Source organism: Klebsiella sp. V115_8 (assembly GCF_029967715.1).
Classification (GTDB): domain Bacteria; phylum Pseudomonadota; class Gammaproteobacteria; order Enterobacterales; family Enterobacteriaceae; genus Klebsiella; species Klebsiella quasipneumoniae.
Genome location: NZ_JASCAR010000023.1, coordinates 213,073 through 234,168 on the forward strand (window position 1 = coordinate 213,073; position 21,096 = coordinate 234,168).

19 protein-coding genes and 1 tRNA gene are annotated in these 21,096 nt (G+C 58.7%); 11 read left to right on the forward strand and 9 right to left on the reverse strand.

Annotation, left to right across the window (positions count from 1 at the left end):
- Positions 1-31: 31 nt before the first annotated feature.
- The 3 genes from QLG03_RS08575 to zapB all read right to left on the reverse strand — a co-directional run bounded on the left by QLG03_RS08575 (position 32) and on the right by zapB (position 2,595).
- The gene (locus tag QLG03_RS08575; RefSeq protein WP_072199002.1) at positions 32-802 is read right to left on the reverse strand and encodes a CDP-diacylglycerol diphosphatase; all 771 of its coding nucleotides are present in this window, start codon (positions 800-802) and stop codon (positions 32-34) included.
- 405 nt (positions 803-1,207) lie between these two features.
- On the reverse strand, positions 1,208-2,197 hold the full coding sequence (locus QLG03_RS08580) for a sulfate ABC transporter substrate-binding protein (RefSeq protein WP_023291381.1): 990 nt from the start codon (positions 2,195-2,197) through the stop codon (positions 1,208-1,210).
- 152 nt (positions 2,198-2,349) lie between these two features.
- Positions 2,350-2,595, reverse strand: coding sequence for a septal ring assembly protein ZapB (gene zapB / locus QLG03_RS08585; RefSeq protein WP_086075620.1), 246 nt, complete (start codon positions 2,593-2,595; stop codon positions 2,350-2,352).
- Positions 2,596-3,037: 442 nt separating this feature from the next.
- Here zapB and QLG03_RS08590 point away from each other — a divergent pair, with 442 nt between their 5' ends.
- Together QLG03_RS08590 and glpK are read left to right on the forward strand one after the other, a co-directional pair.
- Positions 3,038-3,889 (forward strand): MIP/aquaporin family protein, encoded by an 852-nt coding sequence (locus QLG03_RS08590; RefSeq protein ID WP_012967047.1) that lies wholly within the window; start codon positions 3,038-3,040, stop codon positions 3,887-3,889.
- A 21-nt stretch (positions 3,890-3,910) separates the two neighbouring features.
- Positions 3,911-5,422, forward strand: coding sequence for a glycerol kinase GlpK (gene glpK / locus QLG03_RS08595; protein WP_004873089.1), 1,512 nt, complete (start codon positions 3,911-3,913; stop codon positions 5,420-5,422).
- A gap of 220 nt (positions 5,423-5,642) precedes the next feature.
- Here glpK and gltS read toward each other — a convergent pair whose 3' ends face one another.
- Positions 5,643-6,845, reverse strand: a complete 1,203-nt coding sequence (gene gltS / locus QLG03_RS08600; protein ID WP_032454381.1) for a sodium/glutamate symporter — start codon at positions 6,843-6,845, stop codon at positions 5,643-5,645.
- Positions 6,846-7,128: 283 nt separating this feature from the next.
- Between gltS and QLG03_RS08605 the strand changes: the two genes are divergently transcribed.
- The 4 genes from QLG03_RS08605 (at position 7,129) to QLG03_RS08620 (ending at position 13,586) form a co-directional block, all read left to right on the forward strand.
- A complete protein-coding gene (locus QLG03_RS08605; RefSeq protein WP_004150226.1) occupies positions 7,129-8,520 on the forward strand; it encodes a uracil-xanthine permease family protein in 1,392 nt (463 codons plus the stop codon).
- A 151-nt stretch (positions 8,521-8,671) separates the two neighbouring features.
- A complete protein-coding gene (locus QLG03_RS08610) occupies positions 8,672-10,387 on the forward strand; it encodes an AsmA family protein (RefSeq protein WP_072413806.1) in 1,716 nt (571 codons plus the stop codon).
- Between the two features lie 247 nt (positions 10,388-10,634).
- Complete coding sequence (locus QLG03_RS08615; RefSeq protein WP_023291386.1) at positions 10,635-12,194, forward strand: PTS transporter subunit EIIC; 1,560 nt, start codon at positions 10,635-10,637, stop codon at positions 12,192-12,194.
- A 12-nt stretch (positions 12,195-12,206) separates the two neighbouring features.
- Entirely contained in the window at positions 12,207-13,586 is a 1,380-nt protein-coding gene (locus QLG03_RS08620; protein WP_023291387.1) for a 6-phospho-beta-glucosidase, read from the forward strand.
- Between the two features lie 108 nt (positions 13,587-13,694).
- Here the strand turns inward: QLG03_RS08620 and QLG03_RS08625 are convergent, their stop codons facing one another.
- Both QLG03_RS08625 and QLG03_RS08630 read right to left on the reverse strand, forming a co-directional pair.
- Positions 13,695-14,417 (reverse strand): SIS domain-containing protein, encoded by a 723-nt coding sequence (locus QLG03_RS08625; RefSeq protein WP_032454378.1) that lies wholly within the window; start codon positions 14,415-14,417, stop codon positions 13,695-13,697.
- A 31-nt stretch (positions 14,418-14,448) separates the two neighbouring features.
- Complete coding sequence (locus QLG03_RS08630) at positions 14,449-14,643, reverse strand: hypothetical protein (protein ID WP_101989326.1); 195 nt, start codon at positions 14,641-14,643, stop codon at positions 14,449-14,451.
- Positions 14,644-14,931: 288 nt separating this feature from the next.
- Here QLG03_RS08630 and QLG03_RS08635 point away from each other — a divergent pair.
- The 4 genes from QLG03_RS08635 to QLG03_RS08650 all read left to right on the forward strand — a co-directional run bounded on the left by QLG03_RS08635 (position 14,932) and on the right by QLG03_RS08650 (position 17,071).
- Positions 14,932-15,026: transfer RNA gene (locus QLG03_RS08635), tRNA-Sec, on the forward strand.
- Between the two features lie 165 nt (positions 15,027-15,191).
- The gene (locus tag QLG03_RS08640) at positions 15,192-15,659 is read left to right on the forward strand and encodes a DUF3237 domain-containing protein (protein WP_032454383.1); all 468 of its coding nucleotides are present in this window, start codon (positions 15,192-15,194) and stop codon (positions 15,657-15,659) included.
- A 112-nt stretch (positions 15,660-15,771) separates the two neighbouring features.
- A complete protein-coding gene (locus QLG03_RS08645) occupies positions 15,772-16,779 on the forward strand; it encodes a zinc-binding alcohol dehydrogenase family protein (protein WP_049013934.1) in 1,008 nt (335 codons plus the stop codon).
- A 1-nt stretch (position 16,780) separates the two neighbouring features.
- Positions 16,781-17,071: a putative quinol monooxygenase gene (locus tag QLG03_RS08650; RefSeq protein ID WP_087824942.1), complete on the forward strand. Its 291-nt coding sequence runs from the start codon at positions 16,781-16,783 to the stop codon at positions 17,069-17,071.
- 49 nt (positions 17,072-17,120) lie between these two features.
- On the opposite strand, the gene QLG03_RS08655 is transcribed toward QLG03_RS08650, so the two are convergent.
- Positions 17,121-17,819, reverse strand: coding sequence for a winged helix-turn-helix transcriptional regulator (locus QLG03_RS08655; protein WP_102005801.1), 699 nt, complete (start codon positions 17,817-17,819; stop codon positions 17,121-17,123).
- A gap of 362 nt (positions 17,820-18,181) precedes the next feature.
- On the opposite strand from QLG03_RS08655, the gene QLG03_RS08660 reads away from it, so the two are divergent.
- Positions 18,182-19,231, forward strand: coding sequence for an NAD(P)-dependent alcohol dehydrogenase (locus tag QLG03_RS08660; RefSeq protein ID WP_032454388.1), 1,050 nt, complete (start codon positions 18,182-18,184; stop codon positions 19,229-19,231).
- Here QLG03_RS08660 and QLG03_RS08665 read toward each other — a convergent pair.
- Together QLG03_RS08665 and QLG03_RS08670 are read right to left on the reverse strand one after the other, a co-directional pair.
- Positions 19,228-20,181 carry a helix-turn-helix domain-containing protein gene (locus QLG03_RS08665; protein ID WP_255989334.1) on the reverse strand — a complete coding sequence of 318 codons (954 nt, stop codon included), beginning with the start codon at positions 20,179-20,181 and terminating at the stop codon, positions 19,228-19,230. The genes QLG03_RS08660 and QLG03_RS08665 overlap by 4 nt on opposite strands.
- 21 nt (positions 20,182-20,202) lie before the next feature.
- Positions 20,203-20,982, reverse strand: coding sequence for an MBL fold metallo-hydrolase (locus QLG03_RS08670; protein WP_023291397.1), 780 nt, complete (start codon positions 20,980-20,982; stop codon positions 20,203-20,205).
- Between the last annotated feature and the right edge of the window lie 114 nt (positions 20,983-21,096).

Sequence of the window (21,096 nt, forward strand, 5' to 3'; positions counted from 1 at the left end):
CGACGACAGGTAAGACAGGTAAACGCCAGAACTAGTGGTTTGCGTTAAGGATGGCGCAGCGATGATCCTGTATCTCTTCCGCCGAGGCCCGGTTCAGGGAGAGCAGGTTACGCTCCGTCGCCAGCAGCACCAGCGAGCCGTCGCTCTGCTGGGCCATCGCCAGCGCGAAGCGTCCCATATGCTGACGCGCCTCCGGCACCTCTTCCGCCAGCATCAGGAATGGGCTGCGCTGGGCCAGCTCCGCCTCCGTCACCCGGCGCGCCAGGTATTCATGGCCCTCAAGCCCACCCGGTAGCGGCAGCCAGCGGCTGCTGATCGCCGCCGCATCCTTATCTAACTGCGCGCGCACATCGGGGCGCAGGCAAGAGATATGAATATGGAAATGGTTTTGCGTGCGTCCGCTGCGCGAGTTGATTGCCAGCGATACCGCGTTATCCGGAACCGGCGCGCCGTGGCGCTGGCTCATGATTTCACGCCCCTGCCAGGCCTGCCAGAAGAAGTTGGGCGTCAGCGGATCCAACAGCAGCGGGCTTTCGGTGCCGTTAATGCGGTAGGTCGGCATCAGCAAATACTGCAGCGGGCCGTTACGGTCTTTAAACAGCACATAGCCGCCCTTGAGGTTCACTTCGGCGCACGGCGACGGGTTTTGCTGCTGTTGCTGATGGGGAACGCACTGCTGCAGAACAATCTTGCGCAACGCGTCCGGGTTGCCAGAGTGCAGCCAGTAGTAGCCGCCGGCCAGCGCCGCGAGGATCGCCACCAGCAGCGCCAGCAAAAAGTATCTTACTCTTCTCATTTTCATTCCCTGTTAAGCCTGAAGCGGAAGAGTAACGTAATTTGATGACTAAATGAAAACAGATGACGGGCGGGGCGCTTTTCCGGATGGCGGCTGACGCCGTACCCGGGCTACGTACGGCGCAAAACTGTAGCCCTGCTAAGCGTAGCGCAAGCAGGGATTCCCGGGTAGCGGCTGGCGCCTTACCCGGGCTACGCACCGCGCAGAACTGTAGCCCTGCTAAGCGTAGCGCAAGCAGGGATTCCCGGGTGGCGGCTGACGCCTTACCCGGGCTACGCACCGCACAAAACTGTAGCCCTGCTAAGCGTAGCGCAAGCAGGGATTCCCGGGTGGCGGCTGGCGCCTTACCCGGGCTACGTACGGCGCAAAACTGTAGCCCTGCTAAGCGTAGCGCAAGCAGGGACAAGAGGATTAACGCTGGCTAATCTGGTCGAAGGTGCCGCCGTTGGAGAAGTGCGCTTTCTGCGCTTTCGTCCAGCCGCCGAACTCCTGATCGATGGTGAACAGCTTCAGTTTCGGGAATTCATTAGCATATTTCTTCGCCACGTTCGGATCGCGCGGACGGTAGAAGTTCTTCGCCGCAATCTCCTGGCCTTCCGGCGAGTAGAGATACTTCAGGTACGCTTCCGCCACCTGGCGGGTGCCTTTCTTATCCACGACTTTATCGACCACCGAAACGGTCGGCTCAGCCAGAATCGACTCACTCGGAGTCACGATTTCAAACTTGTCTTTGCCCAGTTCGTTGGTCGCCAGCAGCGCTTCGTTTTCCCAGGCGATCAGCACATCGCCGATCCCGCGTTCTACGAAGGTATTGGTCGAACCGCGCGCGCCGGAGTCCAGCACTTCCACGTTTTTATACAGCGCCTTGACGAACTCCTGGGCTTTCGCCTGGTCGCCATGGTTCTGATGCAGGGCATAGCCCCAGGCCGCCAGGTAGTTCCAGCGAGCGCCGCCGGAGCTTTTCGGGTTCGGGGTAATGACCGACACGCCCGGTTTGATCAGGTCGTTCCAGTCATGGATCTGTTTCGGGTTGCCCTTACGGACGAGGAACACGATGGTGGAAGTATAGGGCGCGGAGTTATCCGGCAGGCGCTTCAGCCAGTTTTTATCGATACGGCCGCGCTCGGCGATCGCGTCGACGTCGTAGGCCAGCGCCAGCGTAACCACATCCGCTTCAATACCGTTAATCACCGAGGTCGCCTGCTTGCCGGAGCCGCCGTGCGACTGGCGGATCACCACGTTGTCGCCGGTCTCCTGCTTCCAGTGCGCGCTGAACGCTTTGTTGTACTGTTCGTACAGCTCGCGCGTTGGATCATAAGATACGTTTAATAGCTGAATGTCTTTTGCCAGAACGCTGGCGGATGCCAGCAACAGAGTTAACCCTACGCCCCACTTATTCATCGCACCGCTCTCTTTATGTCGTGTTGTGATGGGCTAAGCGTGCCAGAAAGCGATTCAATGATTAAAGAATAAAAAAAGATTGGCTATAACTTGCGAGAATAAAGGGAGTGATAAGGATCACCCCCTCCCTGGCGGGAGAGGGCGCGAAGCGATTAGACTTCTTCCATGCGGCCCAGCAGCGCCTGCAGACGCTCCTGCCAGCCCTGCTGCTGCTCTTTCAGCTGGCTGTTTTCGCGCTCCAGCTCTTCACGACCATGCTGTGCGCTCTGAACTTCCTGCGCCAGGGTGTTGTTCTTTTCTTTCAGCTCTTCGATTTCCATCTGCAACAGAGTGATGGTATCAATCGCCTGCTGAACCTTAGATTCTAATTTCTCAAACACTTCTAATGACATCGTCATACCTCTCCTGAACTTGCAAGGCGTTGATAGAAACTGGTGTTTCGTATACGCGGTCCCGCCTTAACGAAAATTAGCGCACATAGCGGTGTTATCGTCGATTGTATGAATCCCCGCCTCCCCTGTCCAGCGGCAAGCCGCGCAGATTGCGGTTTGCAACACTTTTCAGTCTTTACCTGGTACTTTCAGCGCAGTTCGCTCGTACTTCATGAGCCATTGTTAATTTTATGGTTAACAAAATGCGAGGTGAAACGCTCCGGCAGCGCGCTCAATGCGCGCGAATGGCGCGAAAACGCTCATTTTCTTGACGTGGTACACACATTTGAAGTTCGATATTTCTCGTTTTTGTTCGTTAACGATAAATTAACACTATGCCTACATGGCAATATGGTCGTCTGTGACCACCCTACATACAATAATCATCACCACGCTTCAGGATTCGATTATGAGCCAAACATCAACCTTAAAAGGCCAGTGCATCGCAGAGTTCCTCGGTACCGGGTTGTTGATCTTTTTCGGCGTTGGGTGCGTGGCTGCGCTCAAGGTCGCGGGAGCCAGCTTCGGACAATGGGAAATCAGCATCATCTGGGGTCTGGGCGTCGCCATGGCGATCTACCTGACCGCCGGGGTATCCGGTGCGCACCTTAACCCTGCGGTGACCATCGCGCTCTGGCTGTTCGCCTGCTTCGATGGCCGCAAAGTGGTTCCTTTTATTATTTCGCAATTCGCTGGCGCCTTTTGCGCTGCGGCATTAGTTTACGGGCTTTATTACAATCTTTTCCTCGATTATGAAACCACCCACCATATGGTACGCGGCAGCGTGGAGAGCCTTGATCTGGCTGGCATCTTCTCCACTTACCCGAACCCGCATATCAATTTTGTGCAGGCCTTCGCGGTAGAGATGGTGATTACCGCTATCCTGATGGGCGTCATCCTGGCGCTGACCGACGATGGCAACGGCGTGCCGCGCGGTCCGCTGGCGCCGCTGCTGATCGGCCTGCTCATCGCGGTGATTGGCGCCTCCATGGGCCCGCTGACCGGCTTCGCCATGAACCCGGCGCGTGATATCGGCCCGAAAGCCTTCGCCTGGCTGGCCGGCTGGGGTGATGTCGCCTTCACCGGCGGCAAAGATATACCTTATTTCCTGGTGCCGCTGTGCGCACCGGTGGTCGGCGCGGCGCTGGGCGCGTTCAGCTATCGTAAGCTGATTGGCCGCCACCTGCCTTGCGACACCTGCGTGGACGAAGAGCAACAGAGCCCCTCCTCTTCCACCACTCAACATAAAGCTTCGCTGTAATCTGACTACGGGACACCGACTATGACCGACAAAAAATATATCGTTGCGCTTGACCAGGGCACTACCAGCTCCCGGGCCGTTGTGATGGATCATGATGCCAATATCGTCAGCGTCTCCCAGCGAGAATTCGAACAAATTTATCCTAAGCCAGGCTGGGTCGAACACGACCCGATGGAAATCTGGGCGTCCCAAAGCTCGACGCTGGTCGAAGCGCTGGCCAAAGCGGATATCAACTCCGATCAGATCGCGGCCATCGGTATCACCAACCAGCGTGAGACCGTGGTGGTGTGGGAGCGTGAGACCGGCAAACCGATCTATAACGCCATCGTCTGGCAGTGCCGCCGCACCGCAGAGATCTGCGAGCAGCTCAAGCGTGACGGGATGGAGGAGTATATCCGCAAGGCTACTGGCCTGGTGGTGGACCCCTACTTCTCCGGCACCAAGGTGAAATGGATCCTCGACCATGTCGAAGGTTCCCGTGAGCGTGCGAAGCGCGGTGAGCTGCTGTTTGGCACCGTGGACACCTGGCTTATCTGGAAGATGACCCAGGGTCGCGTGCACGTCACCGACTACACCAACGCCTCGCGCACCATGCTGTTCAACATCCACGACCTGGACTGGGACGACAAGATGCTCGACGCGCTGGATATTCCGCGCGCCATGCTGCCGGAAGTGCGCAAGTCGTCTGAAGTGTACGGCCAGACCAACATCGGTGGTAAAGGCGGGACCCGTATTCCTATCGCCGGGATCGCCGGTGACCAGCAGGCGGCCCTGTTCGGCCAGCTGTGCGTCAAGGAAGGGATGGCGAAAAATACCTATGGCACCGGCTGCTTTATGCTGATGAACACCGGCGAAAAAGCGGTGACCTCCACTCACGGTTTGCTGACCACCATCGCCTGCGGTCCGCGCGGCGAGGTGAACTACGCTCTGGAAGGGGCGGTGTTTATGGCTGGCGCCTCCATTCAGTGGCTGCGCGACGAGATGAAGCTCATCAGCGATGCGTTCGACTCCGAGTACTTCGCCACCAAAGTGAAGGACACCAACGGCGTGTATGTCGTGCCCGCGTTCACCGGTCTTGGCGCGCCCTACTGGGACCCGTATGCCCGCGGCGCGATTTTCGGCCTCACCCGCGGCGTGAACTCGAACCACATTATCCGTGCGACGCTGGAGTCCATCGCCTATCAGACCCGCGACGTGCTGGAAGCAATGCAGGCTGACTCCGGTATCCGTCTGCATGCCCTGCGCGTGGACGGCGGCGCGGTGGCCAACAACTTCCTGATGCAGTTCCAGTCCGATATCCTCGGCACCCGTGTGGAGCGTCCGGAAGTGCGCGAAGTCACAGCCCTGGGCGCCGCCTATCTGGCCGGGCTGGCGGTCGGCTTCTGGCAGAACCTTGATGAGCTGCAGGAGAAAGCGGTGATTGAGCGCGAATTCCGCCCGGGCATTGAAACCACCGAGCGCAACTATCGCTACAGCGGCTGGAAGAAAGCGGTGAAACGCGCCCTGGCGTGGGAAGAGCACGACGAAGCGTAAGATTGTTGAGGTATTCCCGGCTGGCGGCGTAAACGCCTTGGCCGGGATACAACCAGCAGGCCGCACACCCCGTAGCCCGGCTAAGCGCAGCGCGAGCCGGGGAGAAGCCGCGCCAACGCATAAATCCCGGGGTATCCCCGGGTTGCGGCGTAAACGCCTTACCCGGGCTACACAGCCCGCAGACCGCATAATCAGGTAGCGCACCGCCTCCGGGTTTTTATCAGCCAAACACCGGCAGCAGCAGAAACAGCTTAATCACCAGCGCGTTGACGATATCGATAAAGAACGCCCCCACCATCGGCACCACCAGGAAGGCCATGTGCGACGGGCCAAAACGGTCGGTAATCGCCTGCATATTGGCAATCGCCGTCGGCGTTGCCCCCAGACCAAACCCACAGTGGCCCGCCGCCAGCACCGCGGCATCGTAGTTTTTGCCCATCATCCGGTAGGTGACGAACACCGCATACAGCGCCATCGCCAACGCCTGGACCGCCAGGATAATAATCATCGGCAGCGCCAGGGAGGCCAACTCCCACAGTTTGAGGCTCATCAGCGCCATGGCGAGGAACAGCGACAGGCTGACGTTGCCCAGCACCGACACCGCGCGATCGAACACCCGATACAACCCCGCCAGCGCCAGGCTGTTGCTAAGGATCACGCCGATAAACAGCACGCAGACGAAGGTCGGCAGCTCAAAGACGCTGCCCGCCAGCAGTTGCGCAACCACCTTGCCCAGCGTCAGACAGATGGCGATCAGGGCGATACTCTCGATCAGCACCAGCGACGTGATGACACGCCCCACGTCCGGCTTTTCAAAGGCGGTCGGCGCCACCTGATCGTCCGGCGTCCCGTCAGGAGAGGAAGAGTGCTTCACCAGGTAACGCGCCACCGGGCCGCCGATCAGACCGCCGAGCACCAGGCCGAAGGTCGCGCAGGCCATCGCCACCTCCGTGGCATTGGCAAAACCATAGCGCTCAATGAACAGCTTGCTCCACGCCGCGCCGGTGCCGTGGCCGCCGGAAAGGGTGATAGTGCCGGCCAGCAGACCCATCAGCGGATCCAGCCCCAGCAGCTTCGCCATACCGATACCGAGGGCGTTCTGCAGCAGCAGCAGACCAACCACCACAATCAGAAAGGTACCCAGCACCTTGCCGCCCGCCCGCAGGCTGGCGAGGTTGGCGTTAAGCCCGATGGTGGCGAAGAACGCCAGCATCAGCGGATCTTTGAGGCTCATATCGAAATCAATTTCGATATCCATACTTTTTTTCAGCACCAGCAGCGCCAGCGCCACCAGCAGACCGCCGGCAACAGGTTCAGGAATGGTGTATTGCTTGAGGAGGGGAACGGTTTGGACGAGTTTTCTGCCGAGTAACAGCACAAGCGTTGCGGCAACGAGCGTCGATAAGGTATCGAGATGAAACATAAAAAGCTCCTTATGGCGCATGATCCATTCACACGCGACGATATTCCTGGTGTCTTTAGCTTCTCATCATGAGGAGTCAGAGGGGGATTTTACGCAGAACGACGGAAAAAATGACAGAAAAACATATTTTGTATCCTGAATGATGCGATTTAGCATACAAAATGTTAATTATCTCGTTGCGCATATTCACGGCATAAATTTTTATGGGCAAACGCTGGCAAACGTTTGCTTTTGGTCTACAGTCCGATAAAATTCCCGCTTTGCCACCTTGGGATTGCTTGTGATGTCCGTTAACACCGCAGAGTCAGAAAATGCGCAACCGGTTGCGCATAAACCAGCCAGCGAATTAATCTACCGCCTCGAAGATCGCCCACCGCTACCGCAAACCCTGTTCGCCGCCTTCCAGCACCTGCTGGCGATGTTTGTCGCGGTGATCACCCCGGCGCTGTTAATCTGCCAGGCTCTCGGTCTCCCGGCGCAAGATACTCAACATATCATCAGCATGTCGCTGTTCGCCTCGGGCGTGGCCTCCATTATTCAGATCAAAGCCTGGGGCCCGGTCGGTTCCGGACTGCTCTCCATCCAGGGCACCAGCTTCAACTTTGTCGCCCCGCTCATCATGGGCGGCACCGCGCTGAAAACCGGCGGCGCCGACGTCCCGACAATGATGGCCGCCCTGTTCGGCACCCTGATGCTGGCCAGCTGCACGGAAATGGTTCTCTCCCGCGTCCTGCATCTGGCGCGCCGCATCATTACCCCGCTGGTCTCCGGCGTGGTGGTGATGATTATCGGCCTGTCGCTGATTCAGGTCGGATTGACCTCCATCGGCGGCGGCTACGCGGCGATGGCCGACCACACCTTCGGCGCGCCGAAGAACCTGCTGCTGGCGGGCATCGTGCTGGCGCTGATCATCATTCTCAACCGCCAGCGTAATCCCTATTTGCGCATCGCTTCGCTGGTGATTGCCATGGCGGCGGGCTATCTGGCGGCGTGGTTCCTCGATATGCTGCCGGCCAACACCGCCCCGACCAACAGCAGCCTCATCACTGTTCCGACGCCGCTGTACTATGGCCTCGGCATCGACTGGAGCCTGCTGCTGCCGCTGATGCTGGTGTTTATGATCACCTCCCTGGAAACCATCGGCGATATCACCGCCACCTCCGATGTCTCCGAGCAGCCGGTCTCCGGTCCGCTGTATATGAAACGCCTGAAAGGCGGCGTGTTGGCTAACGGCCTCAATTCCTTTGTTTCCGCGGTCTTCAACACCTTCCCGAACTCCTGCTTCGGCCAGAACAACGGCGTGATCCAGCTGACCGGTGTCGCCAGCCGCTACGTCGGCTTTGTGGTAGCGCTGATGCTGATCGTCCTCGGGCTGTTCCCGGCGGTGAGCGGTTTCGTACAGCATATCCCTGAGCCGGTGCTCGGCGGCGCCACGCTGGTGATGTTCGGCACCATCGCCGCGTCCGGCGTGCGCATCGTCTCCCGCGAGCCGCTGAATCGCCGGGCGATCCTGATTATCGCCCTGTCGCTGGCGGTGGGCCTCGGCGTATCGCAACAGCCGTTGATCCTGCAGTTCGCGCCGGACTGGCTGAAGAATCTGCTCTCCTCCGGCATCGCCGCCGGCGGTATCACGGCGATTGTTCTGAATTTAATTTTCCCGCCAGAAAAAGCCTGATTTAACGCGCCCCCGGTCGTGCCATCGGCCGGGACGCACCCCTGTTGTCCTCCACCGCCTGCTCCGTCACGGAAATAAACCACGCCTGCCTTGAGAAGTGCGCCTAAATCGGGCATAACACGGTTATGTGCATCTCACAGAATGGAAGACCATGAAATTTCTTGGAAAGCTGATTCTCTGGCTGCTAGTCGCTCTGCTGCTCGTCATGGTTGGCGCGTGGTTCCTGCTGCAAACCCACTGGGGCGCCCGCCAGGCCAGCGCCTGGCTCAGCAATGGTACCGGCTGGCAGGTCTCCTTCGATGCGATGGATCATGATTTCTCCTCCCCTCTGCATGTGCAGTTGCAAAACGTCACCTTTGGCCGGGAAGGCAAGCCGGCAACCCTGGTGGCGAAAACGGTCGATATTGGTTTCAGCACCCGCCAGTTTAGCGACCCGCTGCATGCGGATGAGATTGTCCTTAACGACGGCACCCTGAATCTGTCCCCCCACTCAGCCGACCTGCCGTTCGCTGCCGACCGGCTGATGTTGCGCAATATGGCTTTCAATAGTCCGGAAACCGGCTGGGCGCTCAGCGCGCAGCGCGTCACCGGCGGCGTCAGCCCATGGGCGCCGGAGGCAGGCAATGTGCTGGGGAAAACGGCGCAGATCCAGATGAGCGCGGGTTCAATGACGCTCAACGGCGTCGAAGCCAGCAACGTCCTGATTCAGGGCAAAATTGATCAGGGCGAGGTCACCCTCTCCACCCTCGGCGCCGATGTCGCCCGCGGCACCTTAACCGGCAATGCGAAACGCAGCGCCGACGGCAGCTGGCTGGTGGATAACCTTCAGCTAAATGAGATCCGACTGCAGAGCGCCGCCTCGCTGGCCGACTTTTTCGCGCCGTTAACCACGGTCCCCTCTCTGCAGATTGGCCGCCTGGATATCACCGACGCCCGCCTGCAGGGGCCGGACTGGGCGGTAACCGACCTCGACCTGAACCTGCGCAACCTGACGCTCAGTCACGGCGACTGGCAGAGCCAGGACGGCACGCTGTCGATGAATGCCAGCGAATTTATCTACGGCTCGCTGCACTTTTTCGACCCGATCGTGAATGCCGAATTTTCACCCCAGGGTATTGCCCTGCGCCAGTTCTCCTCGCGCTGGGAGGGCGGCATGGTGCGAACCTCCGGCAACTGGCTGCGCGCCGGTAACGCGCTGGTGCTCGACGACACCGCCTTCGCCGGGCTGGAGTACACGCTGCCGGCGAACTGGAAGCCGCTGTGGATGACGCCGCTGCCGGCCTGGCTGCAAAGCCTGACGCTGAAAAAATTCAGCGCCAGCCGCAACCTGATCATCGATGTGGACCCTGCCTTCCCATGGCAAATTACCGCTCTCGATGGCTATGGCGGCGAGCTTCAGCTGGTGAAAAACGGCAGCTGGGGGGTGTGGAACGGTAGTGCGACGCTGAACGCCGCGGCGGCGACTTTTAACCGAATTGACGTGCGCCGCCCTTCACTCAAGCTGAGCGCCACGGCGTCGACGCTCAATATCACTGAGCTCAGCGCGTTCACCGAGCGCGGTATCCTGCAGGCCACCGCCGCGGTATCCCAGCTGCCGCAGCGCCAGGTCAATCTGAGCTTGAACGGCCGCGGCGTGCCGCTGAATATTCTGCAGGCCTGGGGCTGGCCTTCGCTCCCCATCAGCGGGGATGGCAATCTCCAGCTGACCGCCAGCGGCAGCGTGCAGGCCGATGCCCCGCTCAAGCCGACGGTCAACGCACAGCTTAGCGCCGTGAACATGGAGAAACAGCAGGTGGCGCAAACGATGCGCAACGGCGAGGTCAATACCGCCCCCGCCGCGCCAGCGCCCGCTCCCGTCACGCCATAGCGATATCCCATCATCCTCTCCCCCACGGGAGAGGGAAGGCTTCTCAGCAAAAACGCCGCTCTGGCTACGCCCTCTCCCTGTCAGGGAGAGGGTTTGCAGGCATTCTGAAACCTGTGTGCAATAAGCGGCTATCTGTGCCTATTTACCGCTACTGGTTCCCTTCAAATATCAGAGTTGCTATAACCAAAATACTGGAAGTCGATAAAAAACCGCTCCCTGTCCCTACAAAAATATAAAAGGATCAATCATGCCTGAAATACGTCAGCGTATTCTGGAGAATATGCAAAAATTCTCCCGGGCCATGATCGGCGCCGTATTGTTCTTGCCGGTCATTGGCTTAATTCTGGCCCTCAGTTCAGTATTAACTAATCCGACATTAATTGCTGAAACCAGTTTCCTGCACCAGCTTGGGCAGATGCTCGGCGACACCTTTTGGCCTTTATTTGGCAACCTCGGCTTATTATTTTGCGTCGGCATTAGCTATGGTCTGGCAAAAGATAAAAAAACCGAAGTCGCGCTGGTTGCGGTGATGTGCTTCATTATGTTTCTTGGCGCCAACCACTCCTGGCTGGAACACACTCACGGACTCGCCGAAAAAATTAACGGTGAATATTATGGCACCGGGCAAACCCAGCTGCTGGGCTTTGTGGTGGTGGATATGGGCGTTTTCCTTGGCATTATTCTCGGCTGCACCATCGCGTGGGTGCACAATAAAGTCTCTACCATTGACCTGCCCGGCGCGCTGTCGATGTACGGCGGCGCCAAGCTGACGCTGGTGGCGATGACGCCGGTGGTTATCTTCTACGCCATCGCCTTTACCTGGATTTGGCCGTTTATGACCCACGGCATCTCCGCCCTCACCGGCTTTATGAAAAATGCCGGGGTCGCCGGGGTCTTCGTCTATGGTTTCTTTGAAAAATTTCTTATCCCGACCGGCCTGCACCATTTTGTCTGGTCCCCCTTCCAGCTCACCCAGATTGGCGGCACCCTGAACGTGGACGGCCAGGTGGTCTCGGGTACCCAGGCCATTTTCCTCGCCTATATGCGCCACCCGGATCTGACCCCGGTGATGAATGAGGCCCTACGCTTCTCACAGCAAGGGATGACCACCATCTTCGGCCTCGCCGGCGCCTCGCTGGCGTTCTACCACACCGCGAAGCCGGAGAAAAAAGTAATGGCTAAGGCGATTCTGCTGCCGGCGATTATCACCTCCATGCTGACCGGCATCACCGAGCCGATTGAGTTCACCTTTTTGTTTGTCTCGCCGCTGCTGTGGGTGATCCATGCGACGTTAACCGCCGCCTCGCAGGCCATTTGCGACCTCTTCACCGTACGCCCCTGGGGCGCATCGGGCCTGATCGAATTTCTGATCTATAACCTGCCGCTGCCGGTCTCCTTAACGCGCTGGCCGGGATATGTCCTTATCGGGATCGGCCAGTTCGCCGTCTACTACGTGATTTTCCGCACCCTGGTGGTGAAGCTGAATCTGAAAACGCCGGGCCGGGAAGATGACGAGAACGTGAAGCTCTACAGCAAAGCGGAGTACCGCCAGAAAGTCGCGCAGCCGCAGTCGATTACCGATGACATTATCCGCGGCCTCGGGGGCAAGGAGAATATTCTCTCCGTCGATAATTGTTTTACACGTCTGCGCGTAGCCGTGCGCGATATGGCGCAAGTTGATGACGCGCAATTAAAAAATACCGGTGCCAACGGCGTGGTGCGCAATCGTAATGAAGTTCAGGTTATTTATGGCGTAAAAGTGGGACAGGTACGTTCCCGGGTTGATAACTGGTTAGCAGAAAATTAATGAGGAGTTTGTATGAAATTAACCGTATTAGGCGGGGGCGGCGTTCGCTCTGCATTTTTAGCGAAATCTCTGGCCTATAATGCTCACCGCATTGGTTTAACGGAGGTGGTTTTTCTCGATAACTCTGCGGATAATCTGGCGATATTCGGCGAAATTGCCCGCTATGTATTTACGACCATTCGCCCGGATATTCATTTCACGACCACCACCGACCCGGTCGCGGCGCTGCAAAACGCCAATTATATTATTACCACCCTGCGGGTCGGCGGCGATGAAAGCCGCATTCGCGACGAGCGCATTGCGCTGCAACATAACACCCTCGGCCAGGAGACCACCGGCGCCGGCGGCTTCGCGATGGCCATGCGCTCGATCCCGGCGATCCTCGACTATTGCCGGCTGATCGAAGCCCATGCCGCCGAAGACGCCATTCTGTTTAACTTTACCAACCCGTCAGGCCTGGTGACGGAAGCGATCGTCAAGTCCGGCTTTAAGCGTCGGGTCTATGGGATCTGCGATGCGCCTTCCGAGCTGATTCGTGAACTGCCGGCGATCCTCGGCTGTGAGGAGCGCGACCTGAGCGTGGAATGCTATGGGCTGAACCATTTCTCCTGGTTTACCCACTTCACCGTGCGCGGGGAAGCGGTGACCGAGCGGCTGATCGCCAGCCCGGCGCTGTACCAGAAGACCGCGATGCAGTACTTCTCACCCGAGCTGGTGCGGCTGTGCGATAACCAGTTACTCAACGAATATCTCTATTATTACTACTATCGCGACGAGGCGCTGAAGGCGATTCAGGGGGCAGGCGAAACGCGCGGGGAGCAGATCGCCCGTATCAATCAGGAGATGCGCCAGGCGCTGCGCACCGTGGATGCCAGTACGCAGCCGGAAGCCGCCTTCAATATCTGGATGCAGCACTACCTGCGCCGGGAAAACAGCTATATGCAGAACGAATCCCGGCAGGAGAAATTTCATACCCGCGAGCCGCTGACGCTGCGGCAGTTTATCGAAGAGCCGGACACCGGCGGCTATGCCGGGGTGGCGCTGGATATTCTGGAAGCGGTGAACAGCACCACCACCAAGCGGATCGTGGTGTCGATCCAGAATAATGGCACGCTCGACTTTTTGCGCCCTGACGACGTGATTGAGATCAGCTGCGACCTGAGCCGGGAGGGCCTCAAGCCGGTCACGCCGACGAAGGTGCCGACGGCGCAGAAGAACATGATTTCCTGCGTGAAAGAGTATGAGCGGCTGGCGGTAGCGGCGATCCTGCAGCAGGATAAGTCGCTGGCGGTGCGGGCGCTGATGGCGCACCCGCTGATCGGTTCCTGGTCGCTGGCGAAAACCCTGGTCGAAGCTTATCTCGACGATAAGCAGTTCGCCGCCTGGCGGTAAATCACTGACCGGACCTGGAGGCGTAGGCCGGGTAAGGCGCAGCCGCCACCCGGCAACATGGCGGCGCGGCGCCTGATATATTGCCCGGCGGCACTGCGCTTAGCGGAGCTACCTATTGCCAGGTGCGCGGGTAAACCACATCTTCAGTAGCCGCTCAAAGCCTAGGATGCAGTAGCCGAAAAACGGGTTGCTCCAGTAAATATCATCGTCGAACTTCTGCGGATCGTGAATGATAAACGCCGTATCCGCAGCCTGCGCCAGCGGGCTCTGATAATCACCGGTAAAGCAGACCAGGTTGATCTCCTTCCCCTCCAGGGCCTTCACCCAGTTGAGCGCCGAGCTGCTGCGCCCGGATTTAGAAATGATCCAGATGGAGTCGAAGCGAGCGGCGTTTTTCTGCTCAAGGATTTCGTAATCCGGCCACAGCGCCAGGCTGGCATTCACCCCAGTGACGAGAAACTTGTTATAAATATACTGGGCAATCAGCTGCGAAAAGCCGCTGCCGTGGATCAGGACGCGCTGCTGCGCGAGGCTTGCCAGCAGCGGCGTCAGCGCCTCCGCCGGCTGAATGCTCATATAGTCGATATCGTTGGTGACATCGAGCTTCGGCATGGTGATATTGAACTTGATGAAATAGACCAGCTCCAGCCAGCCGCTGAACTTAAGCTTTTTCGCCAACCGCACCAGCGAGGAGGGGTTACTGTAGCACTGCTCCGCCACGGCGCGGATCCCCTGGCGGATACACAGCTCCGGGTCGTTCTGGATAAAGCGCAGCACGGTCATTTCCGTTTTGCTTAGCTTCACGTCACGAAAGATATTTTCTAAGTCCATGGCGGGCTCCTCTCAGCGGCAGCATACGCTATCACCGTTCAGGAATAGCGTCTGCGGCCTGAGTCACCAGACTGAAATGAATGTTACTTTTTGTACAAAAATGGAATAAAAAAACCCTCTCCGCCGGAACGAGGGTGAACAAGGCGAGAATAATGGGGAGGGTGGCGCCGTCGCCCATGATGCCGTAGCCAATTTTCTCTTTGACGGACAAAACAGGATCTTTCATATGGGCACAATTCCCTTGGCGGCACCACAGATGGGTACCGGTTACATTTTTTATCAGCCTTTGCCGCAGGAAGATGAATTAGGTCATTATCAGAATATGTTTCATGTATTTTGCGATCGCGTTAGCCTGAAAAGAGTATGAAAAAGTGTAACTCTTGGATTTTGAACGGATTTGTCTCAGACTGTTCTGCAAAGTCCAGTTTTAACAGTAAAAAAGTGCGTTCAGGTATGTGGTAAACGGCTGAAAGTAGCTATAATGCGCCCCGCCTCCATGTAGCAATCGAGGCGCGGAAGATCGTCATCTCCGGTGAGGTGGCTGGACTTCAAATCCAGTTGGGGCCGCCAGCGGTCCCGGGCAGGTTCAACTCCTGTGATCTTCCGCCAGTTTGCCTCTGCTCGCCCACAGCCACGCCCAACCAAACTGAGTCGCAAAACCCATCATCTCAGCCAATCATTTTCATTCAAACCCTGCGTTATTTTGTCTCCTGCAAACCCGTTACACTGACGCAAAGGCCGCGTGTCGTTGCCAACCGAAACAGGAGAGCCATGATGACCCCCGAACTGAGACACTGTTTTTCCATTACCATCCAGGTTGATAAACCGGTGATAGTCTCCCGCAGTCCGCAGACCGGCAAGCGCCAGCTGATCCCGATTCTCGGCGGCAGCGTCTCGGGTCAACTACGCGGCCACGTGCTGCCCGGCGGCGTCGATAGCCAGATTATCGGGCCCGACGGCACATGCAGGCTATCCGCCCGCTATGCCCTGCAGGTGGAGGAAGGGACGGTGTACGTGGAAAACAACGGTATCCGCCGGGTGCCGGCCCACTATCATGACCAACTGTTCGCCGACGATATGCGCTTTTTTAGCACTATTCCGCCGGAAGATATCTATTTTCGCACCGTCCCCACCTTCGAGGTGGATACCCCCGCGCTCAGCTGGCTAACCACCTCGCTGTTTATCTGCGCTGGCGGGCGTACTCAGGATGGGGTGATGCTCGATTTCTATCAGGTGGGCTGATTTTCACTTTCTGCATATAACTGTTATTGCCGTTAACCCGTTTTTCCCCTCCCGGCACCGGTCTACTATCGCGTCATCGCTTTATTCACCCGATTCACAGACCGGAGCAGTTATGAAAGCTATCGCCATTACTCAAGCCGCCGCTGACGGCGACAATATCCCTTTTTTAACCGAGATCGACCTGCCGGTCCCCTCCGCCCACGGGCGTGACCTGCTGGTTGCCGTGAAGGCGGTCTCGGTCAATCCGGTAGACACCAAAGTGCGCGCCGGCTTCCGGGGCGACACGCCGCGGGTGCTGGGCTGGGACGCCGTTGGCGTGGTGCAGTCCGTCGGCGAGGAAGTGACGCTGTTCGCGCCAGGCGATGAGGTCTGGTACGCCGGCGCCCTGGGCCGGGCCGGCAGCAACAGTGAATATCAGCTGGTGGATGAGCGCCTGGTGGCGCACAAACCGCGCACCCTCGATAACGCCTCCGCCGCCGCGCTGCCGCTGACGGCGATCACCGCCTGGGAGCTGCTGTTTCACCGTCTCGGCGTCACGGAAGGCGGTAACGCGGGCGACACGCTGCTGATCGTCGGCGCGGCGGGCGGCGTGGGCTCGATCCTGACCCAGCTGGCCAGCAAACTGACCGCCATGACGGTGATCGGCACCGCCTCGCGTCCGGAGAGTCAACGGTGGGTCCGCGAGGCGGGCGCGCACCATGTTATCGATCACAGCAAGCCGCTCGCCGACGAGCTGGCGCGTATCGGCATCAACGCGGTGACCCATGTCGCCAGCCTGACCAACACCGACCAGCACTTCAACGCGCTGATTGACGCCCTCGCCCCGCAGGGCAAGCTGGCGCTGATTGATGATCCGGAGACCCTGGACGTGGTGCCGCTGAAAGCCAAAAGCCTCTCCCTGCACTGGGAATTTATGTTCACCCGCTCAATGTTTGAGACGGATGACATGATCGCCCAGCATCAGCTGCTGACCCGCGTGGCGGCCCTGATCGACAACCACACGATCAAAACCACCCTCGGCGAACACTACGGCGCCATCACTGCCGACAATCTGCAGAAAGCGCATCGCCAGCTGGAAACCGGACGCGCGGTGGGCAAGATTGTGCTGGAGGGATTTTAAGATGATAACCCTGCTCGCCGTGCTCAAGGCGAAACCAGGCCAAACGGACGCGCTGCGCCAGGCCCTGCAGAAGCTGCTCCTGCCGACGAGACAGGAGCCAGGCAATCTCGACTACGCGCTGTTCCAGCTGCGCGACGCGCCGGACACTTTCTACATGCGCGAAGCGTGGCGTGGGCAGGACGCCCTTGATGCGCATGTAGAGATGCCCTATTTTCAGGCGTTTGTTATGCAGATGGAGCGTCTGCTGGCTGAGCCGCTGCGGCTGGACTACCTGACGCCGATTGAGCCCTAAGCGGACCAGCAGGTGGGGGGCGACAAATCACGCCCTTCGCCTGCCAGGCTCAAAAATTGGCGGGAAGCGGTTGGGCGATAGTCATCAACACCCCGCGGTGGATAATAATATAACCGCCTTTGCGCAGCTCCGACAGAATCGACATAATGCGGCTACGCGACAGGTTGGTACGCCGCTGGATAAACCTTAATACATTGATCTGTCTACGATACGTCTCCGAATAGACCGCCAGCTCCATTAACAGGATGCGCACCATCTGGTAAGAGTCCACCCCCAGCAGCTCCTGCTCGCGCATGCTCAACACCATCAACCGCTGCGTCAGGATATGGGCCATCTCCTGCCACAGGTTTTTCTCATTCAGGATATTGACCGCGGCCTGATGCGCTATCCAGCGCCCGCTTAAATCCGTCTCAGCAAACAGAGAACAGTGGCGTTTATCCGGGAGCCCGTTAAACACGCCATAATTATCAATTAATCCCAATATTGCCGGGGCGAGGATCGTCGATATCACCAGTTGATTTTCCGCAAAGCAAACTGAAGCCACGCCTTCTTCGAGGAGAATGAAGCCGGATTCGCTTTGGGCCAAGGGAAAATGGTAATAGTTTGACTGCGCCAGTTCAAAAGGGGTGCTGACAGGCCGGAACGCGGATAATAAGGATTCCACCGCAGGTAACGGTTTTGTTCGTCGTCCATAAAAAAAAGAGGGTAATGACCGGGAATTCTGGCCGTTGGCGTCAGGTTTCGACATCGTGTTGTGTCATTAAGTCAGGTTGAAGGGCATGATTTTCAGCGGTAATAGTATCAACACGCGCAATCATGAATAAAAACCAAGTCGTTTCCATAATAAAAAGAGTGTAAGCATTATTATCGGCATAAGCGGTTTACCTCGATTTCACATCACTAAAAAACAATAATCTTCGTAAATATTTATACGGCTTAGTCGCTTAAATGATAAACCTGTCTTATAAATTGCGGCTCCGGTGACTCGCTCGCTTACGCCGTGCCTGATGCCGCTTTCCCCCTCGCATCTCTCCCAGTCCAGGCTACCCTTATCGATGCCACTGACCACCCGCATCCATCTCCCGCTCTATTCGATCAAGAGGTTTCGCTATGCTGATCAACGCTATAGGTACCTACTCCGCCAGCCAGCCGCTGGAATCAATGGCCATCACCCGCCGCGAACCGGGGCCGCAGGATGTGCAGATCGCCATCGCCTACTGCGGCGTCTGCCACTCCGATCTCCACCAGGCGCGATCGGAATGGGCGGGAACGCTCTATCCCTGCGTGCCGGGGCATGAAATTGTGGGCCGGGTCACCGCGGTCGGCGACGCTGTCTCGCGCTACGCCGTCGGCGATCTGGTGGGCGTCGGCTGCATGGTCGATAGCTGTCAACAGTGCGAGGAGTGCGCTGAGGGGCAGGAGAACTACTGCGACCATATGGTGCTGACCTACAACGGACCGACCCAGGACGCGCCGGGCCACACCCTGGGCGGCTATTCACAGCAGATCGTGGTTAAAGAACACTACGTGCTGCGGATAACCCATCCCGAAGCGCAGCTGGCCGCCGTCGCGCCGCTGCTGTGCGCCGGGATCACGACGTACTCGCCGCTGCGCCACTGGCACGCCGGGCCGGGTAAAAAAGTCGGCGTGGTCGGCATCGGCGGCCTTGGGCATATGGGAATCAAGTTGGCCCACGCCATGGGGGCTCACGTGGTGGCCTTTACCACCTCCGAATCCAAGCGTAATGCGGCCAGAGCGCTGGGCGCCGATGAGGTGGTGGTGTCGCGTAACGAAGACGAAATGGCGGCCCACGTCAAAAGCTTCGATTTCATCCTCAACACCGTGGCGGCGCCGCATAATCTCGATGCCTTCACCACGCTGCTGAAGCGCGATGGCACCATGACGCTGGTGGGCGCTCCGGCCACGCCGCATCCGTCGCCGGAAGTGTTCAATCTGATCATCCGCCGCCGGTCGATTGCCGGGTCGATGATTGGCGGGATCGCGGAAACTCAGGAGATGCTCGACTTCTGCGCTGAACACGGCATCGTCGCCGATATCGAACTGATCCGCGGCGATGAGATCAACGAAGCCTGGGAAAGAATGGTCAAGGGTGACGTGAAATACCGCTTCGTGATCGACAGCGCGACCCTCGCCGGCTAAGCGCCGCGGCGAAAGGTGCGCCGCCATTCGGTCGGACTGACGCCAAAGCGCGCTTTAAACTGCTGACGCCAGGTGACGGCAGAGAGATAACCCACCGCCTCCGCCACCTGCTCAACCGGCAGATCGCCCGCCTCAAGCAGGTTCTGGCTGCGGCGCAGGCGTTCGGCGGTCAGCCAGTCGGTAATGCTCATCCCGGTCGCCCGGGCGAAGTGGCGGGTCAGGCTGCGGCGGCTCATCGCCACCACCCGCGCCAGCGAATCGAGATTATGCGGCTCGGCAATATGCTGCTGCAGATAATCCAGCAGGCAGTTGATTCGCGCATCGCGGGTGTTTTTCGGCACCGGCTGGGCGATGAACTGCGCCTGGCCGCCCTCGCGGTGCGGCGAAACAATCAGCCGCCGGGCGATCTGGTTGGCCGCGAGGCTGCCGAAACGCTGGCGGATGATGTAGAGGCAACAGTCCAGCGCCGCCGCGGTGCCCGCCGAAGTAATGATCCGCTGGTCGTCGACGTACAGGGCGTTGATATCCAGCCGCACCTGCGGAAACCGGCGCTGAAAATCCTGCTCAAACTCCCAGTGGGTCGCCGCGCGTTTCCCGTCCAGCAGCCCGGCGTAGCCCAGGACGAACGCGCCGAGGCACAGACCGACGATTTCCGCGCCGTTATTCCGGGCCCGCACCAGGCTATCAAGCAGCGCCTGCGGCGGGCGGCGGTCAACCTCGCCCCAGTAAGGCACCACCACGATATCCGCCTGTTCCAGCACGGCGTAATCGCCGCTGGCGTACAGCGCAAAGCCGTCGCGGGCGCGCAGCAGCCCCGGCCGCTCGGCGCAAATGTGCAGGTTAAAGCGTTTGCTTTCAGAGACCGAATCGCCAAACAGCATGCAGGGAACGGCGTAATGAAACGGGCTAAAGCCCTCTACGGCAACAATCGCCACGTCGGTGAGTTTCATCGTTCCTTCCCCTTGCGCACGTTAATAAACCACGGTTTCCCCATCCTGCGGGATACACACTACCTCGGCTATCTGATTATCCAGCGCATACTGGCGCATCTCTTCCCGGCTCACCAGGCAGTGGTTGACCGCTTCCAGGTGAATCGCCATGATTTTCGCTTCCGGCAGGGTGAAGTGTACGTTCAGGAGATCCTCTTTGCCCATGATAATCGGGCCAAAGCCGATGACGTGGGCGTAGCCGGCGTTGAGGACCACCACGTCCGGGCGCAGCTTCAGCAGGTCGGCTGCAATTTCATCACGCCAGATGGTATCCCCCACCAGCCACAGCGTCTTCTCCTGCGGATGGCGAAACAGCACGCCGCAGGCCTCGCCCAGGCGTTCGGCCATCGCCGGCACCGCGTAGGTGCGATCGCTGCCGTGCTGGCCGGAGGTGGTTTTCAGCAGGCGCACGCCGGCAAATTCGCTGTCTGCCGTCAGCAGGCGGATATCCTGGAAACCCTGGCTGCGCAGCAACGCGCCGTCGGCTTCGTGCTGGACGAACACCGGCAGGGTTTTCGGGATCGCGGCGATCGCCGCCTCGTCCCAGTGATCGTCATGGGTATGGGTGACGATCACCGCGTCAACGTCGATGATTTTATCGCGGGAAAAAGGCAGCGCTACCAGCGGGTTGCGCAGCTCGCTGCGCGCGGTGCCCGGAAAACCCGGCCAGGCGCCCTTGTCCGCCAGCATCGGATCGATCAGAAACTTTTTCCCGGCGTATTCAATAATCTGGGTCGCGTTACGGATATGGGTGATGTTCATGTTGGCGCTCCTCAGGGGGGGTGATTTGACGAACATCGTACTGAGTACCAGCCTGGCGCAATAGGGGCATTTGGGCAAGGATCGATGAAATCGGGCCAACCTGCGGCGATTGCT

What these genes read in the sequence shown, in the direction of transcription:
- QLG03_RS08575 (WP_072199002.1), bottom strand. Translation starts at nt 802, where the DNA reads ATGAAAATGAGAAGAGTAAGATACTTTTTGCTGGCGCTGCTGGTGGCG.
- QLG03_RS08580 (WP_023291381.1), bottom strand. Translation starts at nt 2,197, where the DNA reads ATGAATAAGTGGGGCGTAGGGTTAACTCTGTTGCTGGCATCCGCCAGC.
- zapB (WP_086075620.1), bottom strand. Translation starts at nt 2,595, where the DNA reads ATGACGATGTCATTAGAAGTGTTTGAGAAATTAGAATCTAAGGTTCAG.
- QLG03_RS08590 (WP_012967047.1), top strand. Translation starts at nt 3,038, where the DNA reads ATGAGCCAAACATCAACCTTAAAAGGCCAGTGCATCGCAGAGTTCCTC.
- glpK (WP_004873089.1), top strand. Translation starts at nt 3,911, where the DNA reads ATGACCGACAAAAAATATATCGTTGCGCTTGACCAGGGCACTACCAGC.
- gltS (WP_032454381.1), bottom strand. Translation starts at nt 6,845, where the DNA reads ATGTTTCATCTCGATACCTTATCGACGCTCGTTGCCGCAACGCTTGTG.
- QLG03_RS08605 (WP_004150226.1), top strand. Translation starts at nt 7,129, where the DNA reads ATGTCCGTTAACACCGCAGAGTCAGAAAATGCGCAACCGGTTGCGCAT.
- QLG03_RS08610 (WP_072413806.1), top strand. Translation starts at nt 8,672, where the DNA reads ATGAAATTTCTTGGAAAGCTGATTCTCTGGCTGCTAGTCGCTCTGCTG.
- QLG03_RS08615 (WP_023291386.1), top strand. Translation starts at nt 10,635, where the DNA reads ATGCCTGAAATACGTCAGCGTATTCTGGAGAATATGCAAAAATTCTCC.
- QLG03_RS08620 (WP_023291387.1), top strand. Translation starts at nt 12,207, where the DNA reads ATGAAATTAACCGTATTAGGCGGGGGCGGCGTTCGCTCTGCATTTTTA.
- QLG03_RS08625 (WP_032454378.1), bottom strand. Translation starts at nt 14,417, where the DNA reads ATGGACTTAGAAAATATCTTTCGTGACGTGAAGCTAAGCAAAACGGAA.
- QLG03_RS08630 (WP_101989326.1), bottom strand. Translation starts at nt 14,643, where the DNA reads ATGAAAGATCCTGTTTTGTCCGTCAAAGAGAAAATTGGCTACGGCATC.
- QLG03_RS08640 (WP_032454383.1), top strand. Translation starts at nt 15,192, where the DNA reads ATGACCCCCGAACTGAGACACTGTTTTTCCATTACCATCCAGGTTGAT.
- QLG03_RS08645 (WP_049013934.1), top strand. Translation starts at nt 15,772, where the DNA reads ATGAAAGCTATCGCCATTACTCAAGCCGCCGCTGACGGCGACAATATC.
- QLG03_RS08650 (WP_087824942.1), top strand. Translation starts at nt 16,781, where the DNA reads ATGATAACCCTGCTCGCCGTGCTCAAGGCGAAACCAGGCCAAACGGAC.
- QLG03_RS08655 (WP_102005801.1), bottom strand. Translation starts at nt 17,819, where the DNA reads ATGTCGAAACCTGACGCCAACGGCCAGAATTCCCGGTCATTACCCTCT.
- QLG03_RS08660 (WP_032454388.1), top strand. Translation starts at nt 18,182, where the DNA reads ATGCTGATCAACGCTATAGGTACCTACTCCGCCAGCCAGCCGCTGGAA.
- QLG03_RS08665 (WP_255989334.1), bottom strand. Translation starts at nt 20,181, where the DNA reads ATGAAACTCACCGACGTGGCGATTGTTGCCGTAGAGGGCTTTAGCCCG.
- QLG03_RS08670 (WP_023291397.1), bottom strand. Translation starts at nt 20,982, where the DNA reads ATGAACATCACCCATATCCGTAACGCGACCCAGATTATTGAATACGCC.